General features: G+C 74.9%; 12 protein-coding genes. 11 read left to right on the top strand and 1 reads right to left on the bottom strand.

Annotated elements, in window-relative coordinates:
* Positions 1–169 precede the first annotated feature (169 nt).
* The 9 genes from RLT57_RS24910 (at position 170) to argF (ending at position 11,309) form a co-directional block, all read left to right on the top strand.
* The gene (locus RLT57_RS24910; RefSeq protein ID WP_311299487.1) at positions 170–1,552 is read left to right on the top strand and encodes an AAA family ATPase; all 1,383 of its coding nucleotides are present in this window, start codon (positions 170–172) and stop codon (positions 1,550–1,552) included.
* Complete coding sequence (locus tag RLT57_RS24915; protein WP_311299488.1) at positions 1,549–1,992, top strand: nucleotide pyrophosphohydrolase; 444 nt, start codon at positions 1,549–1,551, stop codon at positions 1,990–1,992. Before RLT57_RS24910 ends, RLT57_RS24915 begins: the two co-directional genes overlap by 4 nt.
* Before the next feature lie 136 nt (positions 1,993–2,128).
* Entirely contained in the window at positions 2,129–2,530 is a 402-nt protein-coding gene (locus tag RLT57_RS24920; protein ID WP_311299489.1) for a DUF6099 family protein, read from the top strand.
* A gap of 33 nt (positions 2,531–2,563) precedes the next feature.
* Positions 2,564–3,487, top strand: coding sequence for an LLM class F420-dependent oxidoreductase (locus tag RLT57_RS24925; RefSeq protein WP_311299490.1), 924 nt, complete (start codon positions 2,564–2,566; stop codon positions 3,485–3,487).
* A 7-nt stretch (positions 3,488–3,494) separates the two neighbouring features.
* Entirely contained in the window at positions 3,495–4,433 is a 939-nt protein-coding gene (mmuM, locus tag RLT57_RS24930; protein WP_311299491.1) for a homocysteine S-methyltransferase, read from the top strand.
* Between the two features lie 222 nt (positions 4,434–4,655).
* Positions 4,656–6,188, top strand: coding sequence for a 3' terminal RNA ribose 2'-O-methyltransferase Hen1 (locus RLT57_RS24935; RefSeq protein ID WP_311299492.1), 1,533 nt, complete (start codon positions 4,656–4,658; stop codon positions 6,186–6,188).
* Positions 6,185–8,824 carry a polynucleotide kinase-phosphatase gene (locus RLT57_RS24940; protein WP_311299493.1) on the top strand — a complete coding sequence of 880 codons (2,640 nt, stop codon included), beginning with the start codon at positions 6,185–6,187 and terminating at the stop codon, positions 8,822–8,824. The genes RLT57_RS24935 and RLT57_RS24940 overlap by 4 nt, the downstream gene beginning before the upstream one ends.
* Positions 8,825–8,953: 129 nt before the next feature.
* On the top strand, positions 8,954–10,177 hold the full coding sequence (locus RLT57_RS24945) for an arginine deiminase (RefSeq protein WP_311299494.1): 1,224 nt from the start codon (positions 8,954–8,956) through the stop codon (positions 10,175–10,177).
* Between the two features lie 133 nt (positions 10,178–10,310).
* Positions 10,311–11,309 (top strand): ornithine carbamoyltransferase, encoded by a 999-nt coding sequence (gene argF / locus RLT57_RS24950; RefSeq protein ID WP_311299495.1) that lies wholly within the window; start codon positions 10,311–10,313, stop codon positions 11,307–11,309.
* Positions 11,310–11,430: 121 nt separating this feature from the next.
* Here argF and RLT57_RS24955 read toward each other — a convergent pair whose 3' ends face one another.
* Positions 11,431–11,889, bottom strand: coding sequence for an ATP-binding protein (locus tag RLT57_RS24955; RefSeq protein ID WP_311299496.1), 459 nt, complete (start codon positions 11,887–11,889; stop codon positions 11,431–11,433).
* 396 nt (positions 11,890–12,285) lie between these two features.
* Between RLT57_RS24955 and RLT57_RS24960 the strand changes: the two genes are divergently transcribed.
* Both RLT57_RS24960 and RLT57_RS24965 read left to right on the top strand, forming a co-directional pair.
* A complete protein-coding gene (locus RLT57_RS24960) occupies positions 12,286–13,455 on the top strand; it encodes an MFS transporter (RefSeq protein WP_311299497.1) in 1,170 nt (389 codons plus the stop codon).
* Between the two features lie 19 nt (positions 13,456–13,474).
* Complete coding sequence (locus RLT57_RS24965) at positions 13,475–14,797, top strand: PhzF family phenazine biosynthesis isomerase (RefSeq protein WP_311299498.1); 1,323 nt, start codon at positions 13,475–13,477, stop codon at positions 14,795–14,797.
* Positions 14,798–15,349: the final 552 nt, after the last annotated feature.

Raw genomic sequence — 15,349 nt, forward strand, 5'->3', positions numbered from 1 at the left:
CCGGGCCGTGGGAGCGCAGCCGCAGGAGTGGCAGCGCGGGTCGGCCGGCGGGCGGTGACCGGGACGCTTCGTGCGGTTGACGCCGACCACGTGTGATGTTCCCCCGTTCGAAGGACCGGCGGCCCGCTTGAACGGTTCGGCACCCCGGGAAGTGGCTACGTTCGCGGCCATGAGCACCACGCAGCACCGTCCCGTCGTCACCGAACTCCGGCTGTCGGCCTTCAAAACACACCGGGGGGCGACCTTCGGTCTCGGCCCGCTCACCCTGCTCACCGGCAGCAGCGGAACCGGCAAGTCCAGCGTGCTCGAAGGGCTCACCGCGCTCGGCCGGCTGGCCTGCGGCGCCGGGCTGCACGAGGTGTTCGAGACCTCGGTGCGCGGCGGCGCCGCGGCCTGCGTACCGCAGGGCGCCCAACCCGACGTCCAGGGCCGGCGCGGCTTCCGGATCGGCTGCACCGTGACCGGCCCGATCGGCCCGGTACGGCTCGACATCGCCGTCCAGGCGGAACCCACCCTGCGGATCGTCGGCGAACGCCTCACCGGCGCCGGTGAGACGCTGCTCACCACCGCGCTGCGCGACCCCGCCCGGTCCACCGTCCAAGCCGCCTGGCACACCGCGGGCGCCGTCGCCGTGACCCGCGCCCCGCTGCCGGACGACCTGCTGGCCACCGCGATGCTGCCGCTGCGCGTCGCGGGCCGTACCGACGGACAGCGCCTGGTGCTCGCCGCCGCCGAGCAGGTCGTCGTCGCGCTGCGGGGGGTCTTCCCGGTCGCGCCGCGCCCCGAACTGATGCGTGCGCCCGTGGCACTCGGCGACGGCCGGCTGCGGACCGCGTGCGACAACCTCTCCGCGGTACTGGCCAGAACCGAGGGCGAATGCGTCACCCGCCACGCGGCACTGGTCAACGCGGTACGCGCGGTGTGCAGCCCGCCCGTCGAGGGCCTGACGACCCTGCCCGCGCCGCTCCCCGGCGGCAACCGCGGCCCCGCCGCCGGCGGCACGCCCACGGCGGGCGGCACCCTCACGGCCGAAGCGGCGACCGCGGTCGGCGCGACGATCGCGGCGGTGGACCGCGGCCCGCTCGGCCTGGTCCCCATCGACCGCCTCGGCGACGGCGAACTCCGCTTCCTCGCGCTGGCGTTGGTCCTGCTCACCGGCCCCGGCGTGCTGGACGTCGACACCAGTACGGAACTGCTGCCGGCCGGCCAGGTGCTGACCGTGCTGGCCGACGGGCTCGACCTCGGCCTCGACCGCAGACAGGCCGGAGAACTGCTGCGCCTCGCCGGGCTGGCCGCAGCCCGCGGCCACATCCGCCTGCTGGGAACCGTGCAGGACGCCTCGTTCCTGGACGGTCTGGGCGGGGTGTCGGTGACGACGCTCGGCGCCGGGCCGGCACAGGATCGGGAGCCGGCGCCGTGCGCCGGCCCGTGCGCCGACCCGGACACGGCTCGAGGCACCGACCGCCGGACCGCAGGACCCGACGCGGCGGAAGCGGAATCCGCGGCCGGCGCGGACGGCGACCTGGGGGATGGGGTAGACCAGTCCGGGTGACCGAACCCAAGCACCTGGACCTCGCGGCCCTCCAGCGCCGCCTCGTCGACTTCGCGGCCGTCCGCGGCTGGGGGCCCTTCCACAGCCCGAAGAACCTCGCCGCCGCGCTGAGCGTCGAGGCGTCCGAACTGCTGGAGATCTTCCAGTGGCTCACCCCCGAGCAGGCCGCGGCCGTCATGGACGACCCCGGCACCGCCCACCGCGTACGGGACGAGGTGGCGGACGTACTGGCGTATCTCCTGCAGTTCTGCGAGCGGCTGGGCGTCGACCCGCTGACCGCGCTCGACGCGAAGATCGACCGCAACGAACTGCGCTTTCCCCGGCCGCGGGCCGACGCGGGAGCGGGGGCGGCGGCTGATCCGGTGCCGGACGCGGCGGCCGAGCCGGGACCGGCACCGGCCCCGGGCCGGCAGTCGGACCCGGCTCACTCGTCCGAGTGAGCAATTTATCCACAATGTGTCGGTTGTCCACAGATACACGAACCGCCCCTTCCATCCCGTCCGGAATCTGTCACGCTGAGTCACATCAGGGCGGCGGTACGGGAACCGCAGCCGACAGTGGAAAGGGGCACCGATCATGGACGCGGCACGACTGGTGGCGGAGGCGGAACGCACACTGCGGAGCGGCCCGCAGCCCGAACACGTCATCGCCGAAGCCTGGCAGGCATACGAACTGACCGAGGCGGTGGCCCGGTTGCTGGGCGACGACCCCGCCCGGCCGGCCGTACGGGCCGGGCCCGTACCGGTGGTGACGGCCGGCGCCGCCGGTCCGAGGGCGGCACGCCTCACCGGGGTCCGCGACCCGGCCGGCACCCTGCGGGCGCTGCGCGCCCTCCTCGGTGAGATCGGCCTCGCCCTGGTCGGCCTCACCGGCACGGCCGAGGACGAAGCCGCCTACTGGCAGTGCGTCGAAGCCCTCGACGCCGTCGACGAGGCCAAGGACCGGATCAGGGAACTCGTCCGCGCGGGTGGCGGTTGACGGAGAACGCCGGGGTGGGGGCAGGATGGATAAATGGACCTGCGAATCTTCACCGAGCCCCAGCAGGGCGCGGCCTACGACACGCTGCTGGCCGTCGCCAAGGCCACCGAAGACCTCGGCTTCGACGCCTTCTTCCGCTCCGACCACTACCGCGCGATGGGAGAGGCGGACGGGCTGCCGGGACCCACGGACGCGTGGGTCACCCTCGCCGGCCTCGCCCGCGAGACCAGCCGGATCAAGCTGGGCACCCTGATGACGGCGGCCACCTTCCGGCTGCCGGGCGTACTGGCCATCCAGGTCGCCCAGGTCGACCAGATGTCCGGCGGCCGGGTCGAGTTCGGCCTGGGCGCGGGGTGGTACGAGGCGGAGCACACCGCCTACGGCATCCCGTTCCCCAAGGACAAGTTCGCCCGCCTGGAGGAGCAGCTCCAGGTCATCACCGGACTGTGGAGCACACCCGACGGCAAGACCTTCGACTACGACGGGAAGTTCTACCGGCTGAAGGACTCCCCGGCGCTGCCGAAGCCCGCCCAGGCGAAGATCCCGGTGCTCATCGGCGGCATGGGAGCCAAGCGCACTCCGGAGCTGGCCGCCCGCTACGCCGACGAGTTCAACGTGCCCTTCGCGTCACTGGAGGACACCGCCCGCCAGTTCGGCCGGGTCCGGGACGCCGTGCGGGCGGCCGGCCGCGCCGCGGACGACATGGTGTACTCCAACGCCCTGGTCACCGCGGTCGGCAAGGATGACGCCGAGGTCGCCCGCCGGGCGGCGGCGATCGGATACGACGTCGACGAACTGAAGCGCAACGGGCTGGGCGGTACGCCCGCGGAGGTGGTCGAGAAGATCGGGCGGTTCGCCGAACACGGCGCCACCCGCTTCTATCTGCAGATCCTCGACCCGCACGACCTGGACCACCTGGAGCTGATCGCCTCCCGGGTGAGCTCCCAGCTGGGATGACCCGCCGATGAGCCGACCCCCGCTCCTCGGCGCCCACGGCACGCTGGTGCTGGACGGCGGGCTGTCCAACCAGCTCGCCGCCCAGGGGTGCGACCTGTCCGACGAGCTCTGGTCGGCCCGGCTGCTCGCCGACGCCCCCGAGCAGATCGAGGCCGCCCACACCGCCTACCTCCGGGCGGGTGCGCAGGTGCTGATCACGGCCAGCTACCAGGCCACCTTCGAGGGCTTCGCCCGCCGCGGCATCGGCCGGACCGAAGCATCGGCCCTGCTGCGCCGCAGCGTCGAACTGGCCCGGCGGGCGGCGGCGGGAGCGGGGGCGGGCGAGCCGCCCGCAGAGGCCGCCGGGGAGCCCGCCGCCGGGTCTCCCGTGCGGGTGGCCGCGTCCGTCGGGCCCTATGGGGCGATGCTCGCCGACGGCAGTGAGTACCGGGGGCGGTACGGCAGGTCGGTGCGGGAGTTGGAGCGGTTCCACCGGCCGCGGATGGAGGCGCTGGCGGAGGCGGGGCCGGACGTGTTCGCGCTGGAGACGGTGCCGGATGCGGACGAGGCCGAGGCGATGGTGCGGGCGGCCGAGGGCACGGGGGTGCCGGTGTGGCTGTCGTACACCGTGGCGGGGGAACGGACCCGGGCGGGACAGTCGCTGGCGGAGGCGTTCGCGGTGGCGGCGGGCCGGGACCAGGTGGTCGCGGTGGGGGTCAACTGCTGCGCTCCGCCGGACGCCGACCGGGCGGTGGAGATCGCGGCGGCCACCACCGGCAAGCCGGTGGTGGTGTATCCGAACAGCGGTGAGCGCTGGGACGCCGACGGGCGGCGCTGGGCGGGGGGTCCGGTGTTCGAGCCGGGTCGGGCGGTGCGCTGGGAGGCCGCCGGGGCCCGGTTGATCGGAGGCTGCTGCCGGGTGGGTCCGGCCGGGATCGCGGGGATCGCGGCGGCACTGCGTCGGTAGGGCGGCGCCGAAGGCGCGGCGCCGGAAGCGGAAGGCCGCCAGCCGGAGTGGCCCGTCGGCCGGCCGGTCGGGCGGTCGGGTGGCCGGCCGGACGACCGGACGGTCAGGGTCGCGTCGGCGGAGACGGGCCGGACACCCGGCCGGTGGCGGGGCGGGGAGGCCGGGGCGCGGGGGCGGAAATCCAGTGTCGGCGGACAAGCGGGGCAGGGAATACTCGGCCGGGTGTTCCTGACGATATCGACCACGGCAAGCGCAGCGGGCCCGGCGACCGACCTCGGGTTCCTGCTGCACAAGCACCCCGACAAGGCGCAGGTCTTCGCGACCTCCTACGGCGACGCGCACGTCTTCTACCCGGAGGCGGGCGTCGAGCGCACCACGGCCGCGCTGCTGCTGGAGGTGGATCCGCCGGCGCTGGTACGGCGCGGGCGGGGCCGGCAGCGCGGCGGCGCGCCCGACGCGGCGCTGGCGGCGTATGTGAACGACCGGCCGTACGCCGCGTCGTCACTGCTGGCGGTCGCGCTGCGGACGGTGTTCTCCAGTGCCCTGCGCGGCGAGTGCCGCAGCCACCCGGAGCGGGCCGCCGCGCCGCTGCCGCTGCGGATCGAGGTGCCCGCGCTGCCCGCGCGCGGTGGCGCAGCGCTGGTGGCCCGGCTCTTCGAGCCGCTCGGCTGGCAGGTGGACGCGCGGCCGGTGCGGCTCGACGGGCACTTCCCGGAGTGGGGCGAGTCGCGGTACGTGTCGCTGGTGCTGCAGGGTGAGCTGCGGCTGTCCGAGGCGCTGCGGCACCTGTATGTGCTGCTGCCGGTGCTGGACGACGCCAAGCATTACTGGGTGTCGGCGGACGAGGTGGACAAGCTGCTGCGGTTCGGCGAGGGCTGGCTGCCCGCGCACCCGGAGCAGAAGCTGATCACCAGCCGTTATCTGTCCCGCCGCTGGGCGCTGACCCGGGAGGCGATGGAGCGTCTGGAGCTGGCGCGGCTGGCGGACACCGACGACGTGGAGGTCGAGGAGATCGACAACGCGGTCGCGCCCGAGGTGCCGGAGGAGGCCGAGGAGCGGCCGGCGCCGCTGGCGGTCCGGCGCCGTACGGCGATCCTTGCCGCGCTGCGTGCGGCCGGCGCTGCCCGGGTGCTGGACCTGGGGTGCGGGCAGGGCCAGTTGGTGGCCGCGCTGCTGAAGGAGCCGGGGTTCACCGAGATCGTCGGCGTGGATGTGTCGGTGCGGGCGCTGGACATCGCGGCGCGCCGGTTGCGGCTGGACCGGATGGGCGAACGGCAGGCGGCCCGGGTCACGCTCTTCCAGGGCTCGCTGGCGTACACCGACAGCCGCTTGAAGGGGTACGACGCGGCGGTGCTGAGCGAGGTGATCGAGCATCTGGACCTGCCGCGGCTACCCGCTCTGGAGTACGCGGTGTTCGGCGCGGCGCGGCCCCGTACGGTGGTGGTGACCACGCCGAACGTCGAGTACAACGTGCGCTGGGAGACGCTGCCCGCCGGGCACGTCCGGCACGCCGACCACCGGTTCGAGTGGACCCGGGCGGAGTTCGCCGCGTGGGCGGGCGCGGTGGCGGGGCGGCACGGTTACGAGGTGGCCTTCGCTCCCGTCGGCCCGGACGACCCCGAGGTCGGCCCGCCGACCCAGCTGGCCGTCTTCACCCTCCCGGCGGCGCCCCCGTCCCCGGGGACCGTCGGTCCCCGGGCCGCCGACCCCCGCGACCCCGACCCGACCCGCGCGAAGGAGGACACCGCCGCATGACCGAGCACACCGAGCACACCGACCGCACCGACCGCACCGACCAGGCCGACCGCACCGATCCGGCGGTGAACACCGACCGGACCCCGGACGGCACCGCCCCGGCCCGCCGTTCCCTGGCCGTCACCGATCTGTCCCTGGTCGTGCTGATCGGCGCCACCGGCTCCGGCAAGTCCACCTTCGCCGCCCGCCACTTCAAGCCCACCGAGGTGATCTCCTCCGACTTCTGCCGCGCCCTGGTCAGCGACGACGAGAACGACCAGGGCGCCACCGCCGACGCCTTCGACGTCCTGCACTACATCGCGGGCAAGCGGCTGGCGGCGGGCCGCCGTACGGTCGTGGACGCCACCAGCGTGCAGTCGGAGAGCCGTAAGCAGCTGATCGCACTGGCCCGGGAGCACGACGTGCTGCCTGTCGCGATCGTGCTCGACGTCCCCGAACAGGTCTGCGCCGCCCGCAACGCCGCCCGCCCGGAGCGGGCCGCGCTGCCCCGGCACGTCATCCAGCGCCACCAGCGCGAACTGCGCCGCTCGCTCAGGGGCCTGGAGCGCGAAGGCTTCCGCAAGGTGCACATCCTGCGCGGCACCGCGGAGATCGACGCGGCCGAGGTGGTCACCGAGCGCCGCTTCAACGACCTGACCCACCTCACCGGCCCGTTCGACATCATCGGAGACGTCCACGGCTGCCGCTCGGAGCTGGAGGCGCTGCTGGCCGAGCTCGGCTACGTGGACGGCGCGCACCCGCAGGGCCGGACCGCGGTGTTCGTCGGCGACCTGGTCGACCGCGGCCCGGACAGCCCCGGCGTGCTCCGCCGGGTGATGGGCATGGTGGCGGCCGGTACGGCGCTGTGCGTGCCGGGCAACCACGAGAACAAGCTGGGCCGCTACCTCAAGGGCCGCCCGGTGCAGCACACCCACGGCCTGGCCGAGACCGTCGAGCAGCTGGCGGCGGAGGACGGGCGCGACCCGGAGTTCCGCGAGCGGGTGCGGCGCTTCGTCGACGGGCTGGTCAGCCACTACGTGCTGGACGGCGGCAAGCTGGTGGTCTGCCACGCCGGGCTGCCGGAGAAGTACCACGGCCGTACCTCGGGCCGGGTCCGCTCGCACGCGCTCTACGGCGACACCACCGGCGAGACCGACGAGTTCGGGCTGCCGGTCCGCTACCCGTGGGCGGAGGACTACCGCGGGCGGGCCGCCGTCGTCTACGGCCACACTCCGGTGCCCACCGCCTCGTGGGTCAACAACACCATCTGCCTGGACACCGGCGCCGTCTTCGGCGGCCGGCTGACCGCCCTGAGGTGGCCCGAGCGCGAGCTCGTCGACGTGGCCGCCGAGCGGGTCTGGTACGAGCCGGTCAAGCCGCTGGCCAGCGAGGCGCCGGGCGGCCGCGAGGGCCGTCCGCTGGACCTCGGCGACGTGGCGGGCCGCCGGGTGGTGGAGACCGCCCGGATGGGCCGGCTCGCGGTGCGCGAGGAGAACGCCGCCGCGGCGTTGGAGGTGATGAGCCGTTTCGCCGTCGACCCGCGGCTGCTCGCCTACCTGCCGCCCACCATGTCGCCGTGCGCGACCTCGGCCAGGGAGGGGTACCTCGAACACCCGGAGGAGGCGTTCGCGGCCTTCCGGGAGGACGGCGTACGCCGGGTGCTCTGCGAGGAGAAGCACATGGGCTCGCGAGCGGTCGCCCTGGTGTGCCGTGACGAGGCCGCCGCGCTGCGCAGGTTCGGTGTCACAGGGGTCACCGGCGCGCTGCACACCCGTACCGGGCGGCCGTTCTTCGACGACCCGGCCGTCACCGAGCAGGTGCTGGCCCGGGTGCGGGGCGCGGTGGCGGCGGCCGGCCTGTGGGAGGAGCTCAACACCGACTGGCTGCTGCTGGACGCCGAACTGCTGCCCTGGTCGCTGAAGGCGTCCGGTCTGCTGCGCAAGCAGTACGCCGCGGTGGGCGCCGCGGCCGGCGCCGTCTTCCCGCCCGCGCTGTCCGCGCTGGAGGCCGCCGCCGCGCGGGGCGCCGACGTGTCCGCGACGTTGGCCAGGCAGCGAGAACGGGCCGCCGACGCGGGCGCGTTCACGGACGCGTACCGGCGTTACTGCTGGACCACCGACGGCCTGGACGGGGTGCGGCTGGCACCGTTCCAGCTGCTGGCCGTGCAGGACCGCAGCCTCGCCGGGCTTGCGCACGACGAGCAGCTGGCGCTGATCGACCGGCTGGTGGCGGCTGACAGCAGCGGGCTGCTGCACCCGACCGGGCGGCTGGTGGTCGACACCGGGGACGAGGCGTCGGTCGCCGAGGGCGTGCGCTGGTGGCTGGAGCTCACCGGGGCAGGCGGAGAGGGCATGGTCGTCAAGCCGCTGGCCGCGCTGATCCGGACCGAGGCGGGGCGGCTGGTGCAGCCCGGCGTCAAGTGCCGCGGCCGGGAGTATCTGCGGATCGTCTACGGCCCCGAGTACACCCGTCCCGAGCACCTGGCCCGGCTGCGCAACCGGGCGCTCGGCCACAAGCGGTCCCTGGCGCTGCGCGAGTACGCCCTGGGCCTGGAGGCCCTGGACCGGCTCGCGGCGGGCGAACCGCTGTGGCGGGTCCACGAAGCGGTCTTCGCGGTGCTGGCACTGGAGTCGGAACCGGTCGACCCGCGGCTGTAGCCGGGCAGGTCCCGGCGCGGAACCGGCGGCCGGGGCGGCGGCCGGGCGCCGGCGCTGTGCCGGTTCAGCGCCGGTTCCGGGACGGGCGAGGCGTGTCGGGCGGCCCCCGGCGTGGGAAGGTCTTGTGCCATGGGCTTCCACGTGGACTCCGAGACCGGGCGGCTGCGCAGCGTCATCCTGCACCGCCCGGATCTGGAACTGAAGCGACTGACCCCCACCAACATGGACGCGCTGCTCTTCGACGACCTGCTGTGGGTCCGCAGGGCCCGCGCCGAGCACGACGGTTTCGCTGACGTGCTGCGCGACCGGGGCGTGAAGGTGCACCTCTTCGGCGACCTGCTGCGTGAGACGCTGGCGCTGCCGGCGGCCAAGCGGCTGGTACTGGACCGGGTCTTCGACGAGAAGGAGTACGGCCCGCTGGCCACCGGCCATCTGCGGGCCGCCTTCGACCAGCTCGGCACCGGCGAGCTGGCCGAGGCACTGGTCGGCGGGATGACCAAGCGGGAGTTCCTGGGCGGTTTCGCCGAGCCGGTCTCGGTCCGTTTCCACGCCATGGACCTGGAGGACTTCCTGCTCAGCCCGCTGCCTAACCACCTGTTCACCCGGGACACCTCGGCCTGGGTCTACGACGGGGTGAGCATCAACGCGATGCGCTGGCCGGCCCGGCAGCGCGAGACCGTGCACTTCGAGGCGATCTACCGGCACCACCCGCTGTTCGCCGGCGGCGGCTTCCACCTCTGGTCCGAGGGCCAGGCCGCCTACCCGTCCACCATCGAGGGCGGCGACGTGCTGGTCATCGGCAGCGGCGCGGTACTGATCGGGATGAGCGAGCGCACCACCCCGCAGGCGGTGGAGATGCTGGCCCGGGGTCTGTTCGCGGCGGGGTCGGCGCGGACCATCGTGGCGCTCGACATGCCGAAGACGCGGGCGTTCATGCACCTGGACACGGTGATGACGATGGTCGACGGCGACACCTTCACCCAGTACGCGGGTCTGGGCATGCTGCGGTCGTACACCATCGAGCCCGGCTCGGGGGAAGGCGACCTGAAGGTCACCGACCACCCGCCGGAGCACATGCACCGGGCGATCGCCTCGGCCCTCGGCCTGGACGCGGTGACGGTGCTGACCGCCACCCAGGACGTGCACGCCGCCGAGCGGGAGCAGTGGGACGACGGCTGCAACGTACTGGCGGTGGAGCCGGGCGTGGTGGTGGCGTACGAGCGCAACGCCACCACCAACACCTTCCTGCGCAAGCGCGGCATCGAGGTGATCGAGATCCCGGGCAGCGAGCTGGGCCGTGGTCGGGGCGGGCCGCGCTGCATGAGCTGTCCGATCGAGCGCGACGCGGTGTGAAGGGCGTGAACGCTTCGGCCGCCGGGGCTCCGACCCGGGGGCGGCTGTATAAGAATGCCGACCGTCGTATAGAGTTCCATGGGTTCCGCAGTCCGCCCGACATCTCAGCGCCGTCCCGATCTAGGAGTCCCGCATGGCCGTCGACCTCAAGGGCCGGCACTTCCTCAAGGAGCTGGACTTCACCCCGGAGGAGTTCCGCCACCTCGTGGAGCTGGCCGCGGAGCTGAAGGCCGACAAGAAGGCGGGCGAGGAGCGCCGTCGGCTCAGCGGCCGGAACATCGCGCTGGTCTTCGAGAAGACCTCGACCCGTACCCGCTGCTCCTTCGAGGTCGCCGCCGCCGACCAGGGCGCCACCACCACCTACCTGGACCCGTCCAGCTCGCAGATCGGCCACAAGGAGTCGGTCAAGGACACCGCCCGGGTACTCGGCCGGATGTTCGACGGCATCCAGTACCGCGGGCACGGCCAGGCGGTCGTCGAGGAGCTGGCCGCGTACGCCGGGGTGCCGGTCTGGAACGGCCTCACCGACGAGTGGCACCCCACCCAGATGCTCGCCGACGTGCTCACCATGACCGAGTACAACCACAAGCCGCTCACCGAGATCTCCTACGCCTACCTGGGCGACGCCCGCGCCAACATGGGCCACTCGCTGCTGATCACCGGCGCGCTGCTCGGCATGGACGTACGGATCGCCGCCCCCAGGAGCCTGTGGCCGGCCGAGGCGGTCACCGCCGAGGCCCACCGGCTGGCCGGGGCGAGCGGCGCCCGGATCACCCTCACCGAGGACGTAGCCGAGGGCGTACGGGGCGCGGACCACGTGCACACCGACGTGTGGGTCTCCATGGGCGAGCCGAAGGAGGTGTGGGACGAGCGGATCGCGCTGCTCAAGCCGTACGCCGTCACGGCCGAGGTGATGCGGGCCACCGACAATCCGCGGGCGACCTTCCTGCACTGCCTGCCCGCCTTCCACGACCTCGGCACCGCCGTCGGCCGGGAGATCCACGAGCGGCACGGACTGGAGTTCCTGGAGGTCTCCGACGAGGTCTTCGAGTCCGAGCGGTCGGTGGTCTTCGACCAGGCGGAGAACCGGATGCACACCATCAAGGCGGTCCTGGTGGCGACCCTCGCCTGACCGCCTGACCGCCTGACCGCCTGACCGCCTGACCGCCTGACCGCCTGACCGCCTGACCGCCGCGCCGCCTCGGGCGAGGGCACGCCCACGCCCCCGCACCCGCCGCGCCTCCGGGCGCCGCTCAGGGCAGGGTGAACCAGACCGCCTTGCCGGTGCCGGTCAGCCGGCACCCCGACGACACGCTCAGCGCCCGGACCAGCAGCAGCCCGCGACCGCCCTCGGCCAGCTCCGCCAGCGGTACGTCGCCGGGCACGGCGCTCTGCACCGGGATCAGCCGGGTGAAGCCGTCCGGGACCTCCTGCCCGGGGTCGTGCACCTCCACCTGGAAGCCCTGCGGCAACAGCTCGACGCTCAGCTCGATCGGGCCGCCCGGCGTGTGCTCCACCGCGTTGGTCACCACCTCCGCGGTGAGCAGCTCGGCGGTGTCGGTCTCGGGGCCGTCGGCCTGGCCGAGCCCGACGAGGATGTCCCGGATCGTCTCGCGGGCCAGCGGTACGGCGGCGGGGGAGTGCGGCAGTGGGATCCGCCACCGGCTGGAGCGGTCCGGCGGGCCACCGGTCGCGCGCGTGGGGCTGGACATCTGACGGGCTCCGTTCCTCGGGGTCTGCTTCCACCGTACGAACCGAACAAGAAGGACAGTAGAGGTAAAAGGGAAGGACTTGCGGGACCCCGGTCCCGCCGGGCCCGGATCCCGCGGCAGCGCCCGGAGCCCGCCGGATCCCCGCGGCGCCGGCCGGCCCCGGTCCGGGCGGGCCCGCCCGGACCGGCGCGCGGTACATTCGTCGCCGTGCCCGCGAGCACGTCGTGCACGGCTTCCGCATCCCGTACCCGTACTAGGGCCAGGACCAGGGCCAGGACCAGGACCAGCATCAGAATCAGGCGACCGTGCCCATCACCGACACCGCGGTCCCCGGCCGGGACCGCCACTGACCCGGACCGCGGCCCCGGCCGTGTCCCCGCGCCGATGACCGCACCCATGACCCAGCCCCTGGCCGCCGTCCGCCGTCCGCCGCCCCCTGCCGTCCGGCGGCGGGCCGTCGCGGGCGCGCTGACCGCCGCGTTCGGCGGCTTCGCGAGCTTCAACCTGCTGCTGTCCGCGGTGCCGGCGTACGCGGTGCGGACCGGTGCGGGGCCGGTCGGCGCCGGGGCCGTGACCGGCACGATGATGGCCGCCACACTGGCGGTGCAGCCCCTGACGCCGCGCCTTTTCGCCCGGCTCGGCAGACGCCGGTCGCTGGCCCTGTCCGGCGCGCTGCTCGGCCTGCCCTGCCTGCTGATGCTGCTGCCGGCCGTGTCCGGCCTGGTCCCGCTGCTCGGCCTGACGACGCTGCGCGGGCTGGGCTTCGGCGTCTTCGTGGTCGCCGGCGTCACCTTCACCGCCGAGCTGTTCCCGCCCGACGCCCGGGGCCGGGCCGTCGGCTGGTACGGCGGTGCGGTCGGCGCGGCCGGCATCCTCGGCGCCCCCCTCGGCCTGACCCTGGCCCGGCACGGTGCTTACCCTGCGGACTTCGCGGCAGCCGCGGCCGGCGCCGCCCTCGTCCTGGCCGGCTCGCTCGGTTTCCCCCGGGAGCCCGTCGCCCCGCCGGCCGGCCGCCGCCGCCCGCCCGGCGCCGTACTGCTCGCGCTGCGCCCGCTGGCCGGCCCGCTGCTCGTCGAGGGCGCCACCACCACCGCGTACGGCGTCGTCTTCACCTTCCTGCCGCTGACCGCGTCCGCCGCGCCGGCCGCGCTGCTCGCCGTCCAGGCCGCCGCCGTACTCGCCCGGCTGGTGTCCGGGCGGCTGGTGGACCGCTACGGCGGCCGGCCGGTGCTGGGGCCGGCCGTGCTGTGCGCGGCGCTCGGCGCCGCCGCCGGGGCCGTACCGCACCACCCGGCGGTGGTGCTGGCCGGCGGCGCCCTGTTCGGGGCGGGCTTCGGCGCCGTCCAGAACGCGACCCTGGTCCTCGTCATGCGGGCGGCCGGCGACACCCCCGCCGGGCTGGGCCTGGCCGGCGTCTCCTGGAACATCGCCTTCGACGCCGGCACCGGCTTCGGCGCCCTCGCCGGCGGCCCCCTGCTCTCCCTCGGCGGCCCGGCGGCCCTCTTCCCGGCCACCGCGGCCGTGCTGGCGGCCACCCTGCTCGCCGGGGGCCCAACCGACCGCTGATCACAACCGTGGAGCAGCCATGAGCAACGAGAACGCGCAGCCGCCCGTACGGCAGATGAGGGTGGTGGTAGCGACCGAGGACTACGAGCGGGCCGTCGCCTTCTACGGCCGGGCCCTGGGTCTGCCGATCCGGGACGGCTTCCAGGGGGCGGGGGACGTCCGGGCGGTGGTCTTCGACGCGGGAGCGGCCACGCTGGAGATCGGCGATCGGGCCCGGACCGCGCTGGCCGACGACGTGGGGGCCGGGCTTCCGGCCGGCCCCCGCATCCGGCTGGCCTTCGAGGTCACCGACGCCGCCGGCACCACCGACCGGCTGGTCGAGGCCGGAGCCCGGCCGGTGTCGCCACCCGCCGCGCCGCCGAGGAACTCGCTCGACTCCGGGCTGGACGCGCCCGGGGAGGTGCGGATAGCGCTCTTCCAGGAGCCGCGCGAGCCGGCCGGCGCGCCGCGGTACGCGCCCTTCGCGCTGGTCGACGTGTTCGGTGAGGAGTCCTTGGCGGGCAATCCGCTGGCCGTGGTCGACCTCACCGGAGACCCGGACGCCGTGGACGACGAATGGCTGCGCAAGGTGGCCCGGGAGATGAACCAGTCGGAGACGACGTTCGTGTTCCCCGGTACCGACGGCGCGGTCCGCACCCTGCGGTCGTTCACCGCCGGGGGCGTCGAGGTCACCGGCGCCGGGCACAACGCTCTGGGCGCCTGGTGGTGGCTGCTGCACACCGGCCGGGTCGCCGCACCCGGCGACGGCGCGCTGGTGCAGCGGATCGGCGGCCGGAACCTGTCCGTACTGGTGGGCGAGAAGGGCGTGCTGGCGATGCGGCAGACCCCGGCCCGGCTCGGCGCCACCGTGGACGCTCCCGCCGCGCTGGCCGACGCGGTCGGCCTGGCGCCCGGCGACCTGCGGGCCGACCGGCCCCCGCGCGTGGTGGACACCGGCGCCGCCCACCTGATGGTCCTGCTCACCGGCGCGGAGGCGCTGGCGCGGGCCGCGGCAAACAAGAACCTGCTGGTCGCCGCGGCCGACGCCGTCGGCGCCCAGGGCGTGTACCTGGCGTGGCTGGACGACGCCGCGGCCGGCCGCACCGCCCGCACCCGGTTCTTCAACCCCGGTGTCGGACTGGACGAGGACCCCGCCACCGGCAGCGCCGCGGGACCGCTCGGCGCGTACCTGACCACCACCGGCGACCTCGCGCCCGGACAGGCCCTGACGGTCGTCCAGGGCGAGGCGATGGGCCGGCCGAGCACACTGCGCGTCACCGTGGACGCGGCGCTCGTCCCCGACGTGTCCGGGAGCGGCAGCCTGACCGTCGAGGGCCGCCTCACGCTCCCCTCGCGCCCGTAGCACCCGCGCCGGGCCCGCCCCGGCGGCCCGCCGGCCCCGGTCCCGCCGGGGACCCGGCCCGCCGGCCTCACCTCCCGGGGACCTGGCCGAGCCACAGCCGAGCCGTCATCGAGCCCTCCACCATGCCCGCCCGCCCGCGCGGCCCCGCCGACCGCGGCGTGGCGGGGGCGGGCCGCGGCGGATGTCCGCGTGCCCCGGGCGCCGGCCCCCTCTCGGCGTCCGCGGGTTCCGGCGTCCCGCAGGCCGGTACGCCCGCGGGCGCCCGGTGGCCACCGGGCACGCCGGATCGGCCGGGCCCGGCGCGAGCAGCCCCCCGTCCGGCGCGAGCAGCGCTCCGGGCCGGCCTGCGGCACCCCGCCGGGTACCTGCCGCCCACCGCGTCGCCGCTCCGGCACCGGTGTATCGTCCGGCTTTTTGAAACGGCAGCCGTCGGGCGCCCGGCGCATGGGCCGGGGGCCCGCCGCTCGCGTACCGGCGCCCCGCGGACGTACGTCCATGTCCCGCCTGCCGCCTGCTCCGGCACCTTCCGGGCCGGCCCGGCGGGACGACGAG

The sequence above is a fragment of the Streptomyces sp. ITFR-21 genome (assembly GCF_031844685.1).
Classification (GTDB): domain Bacteria; phylum Actinomycetota; class Actinomycetes; order Streptomycetales; family Streptomycetaceae; genus Actinacidiphila.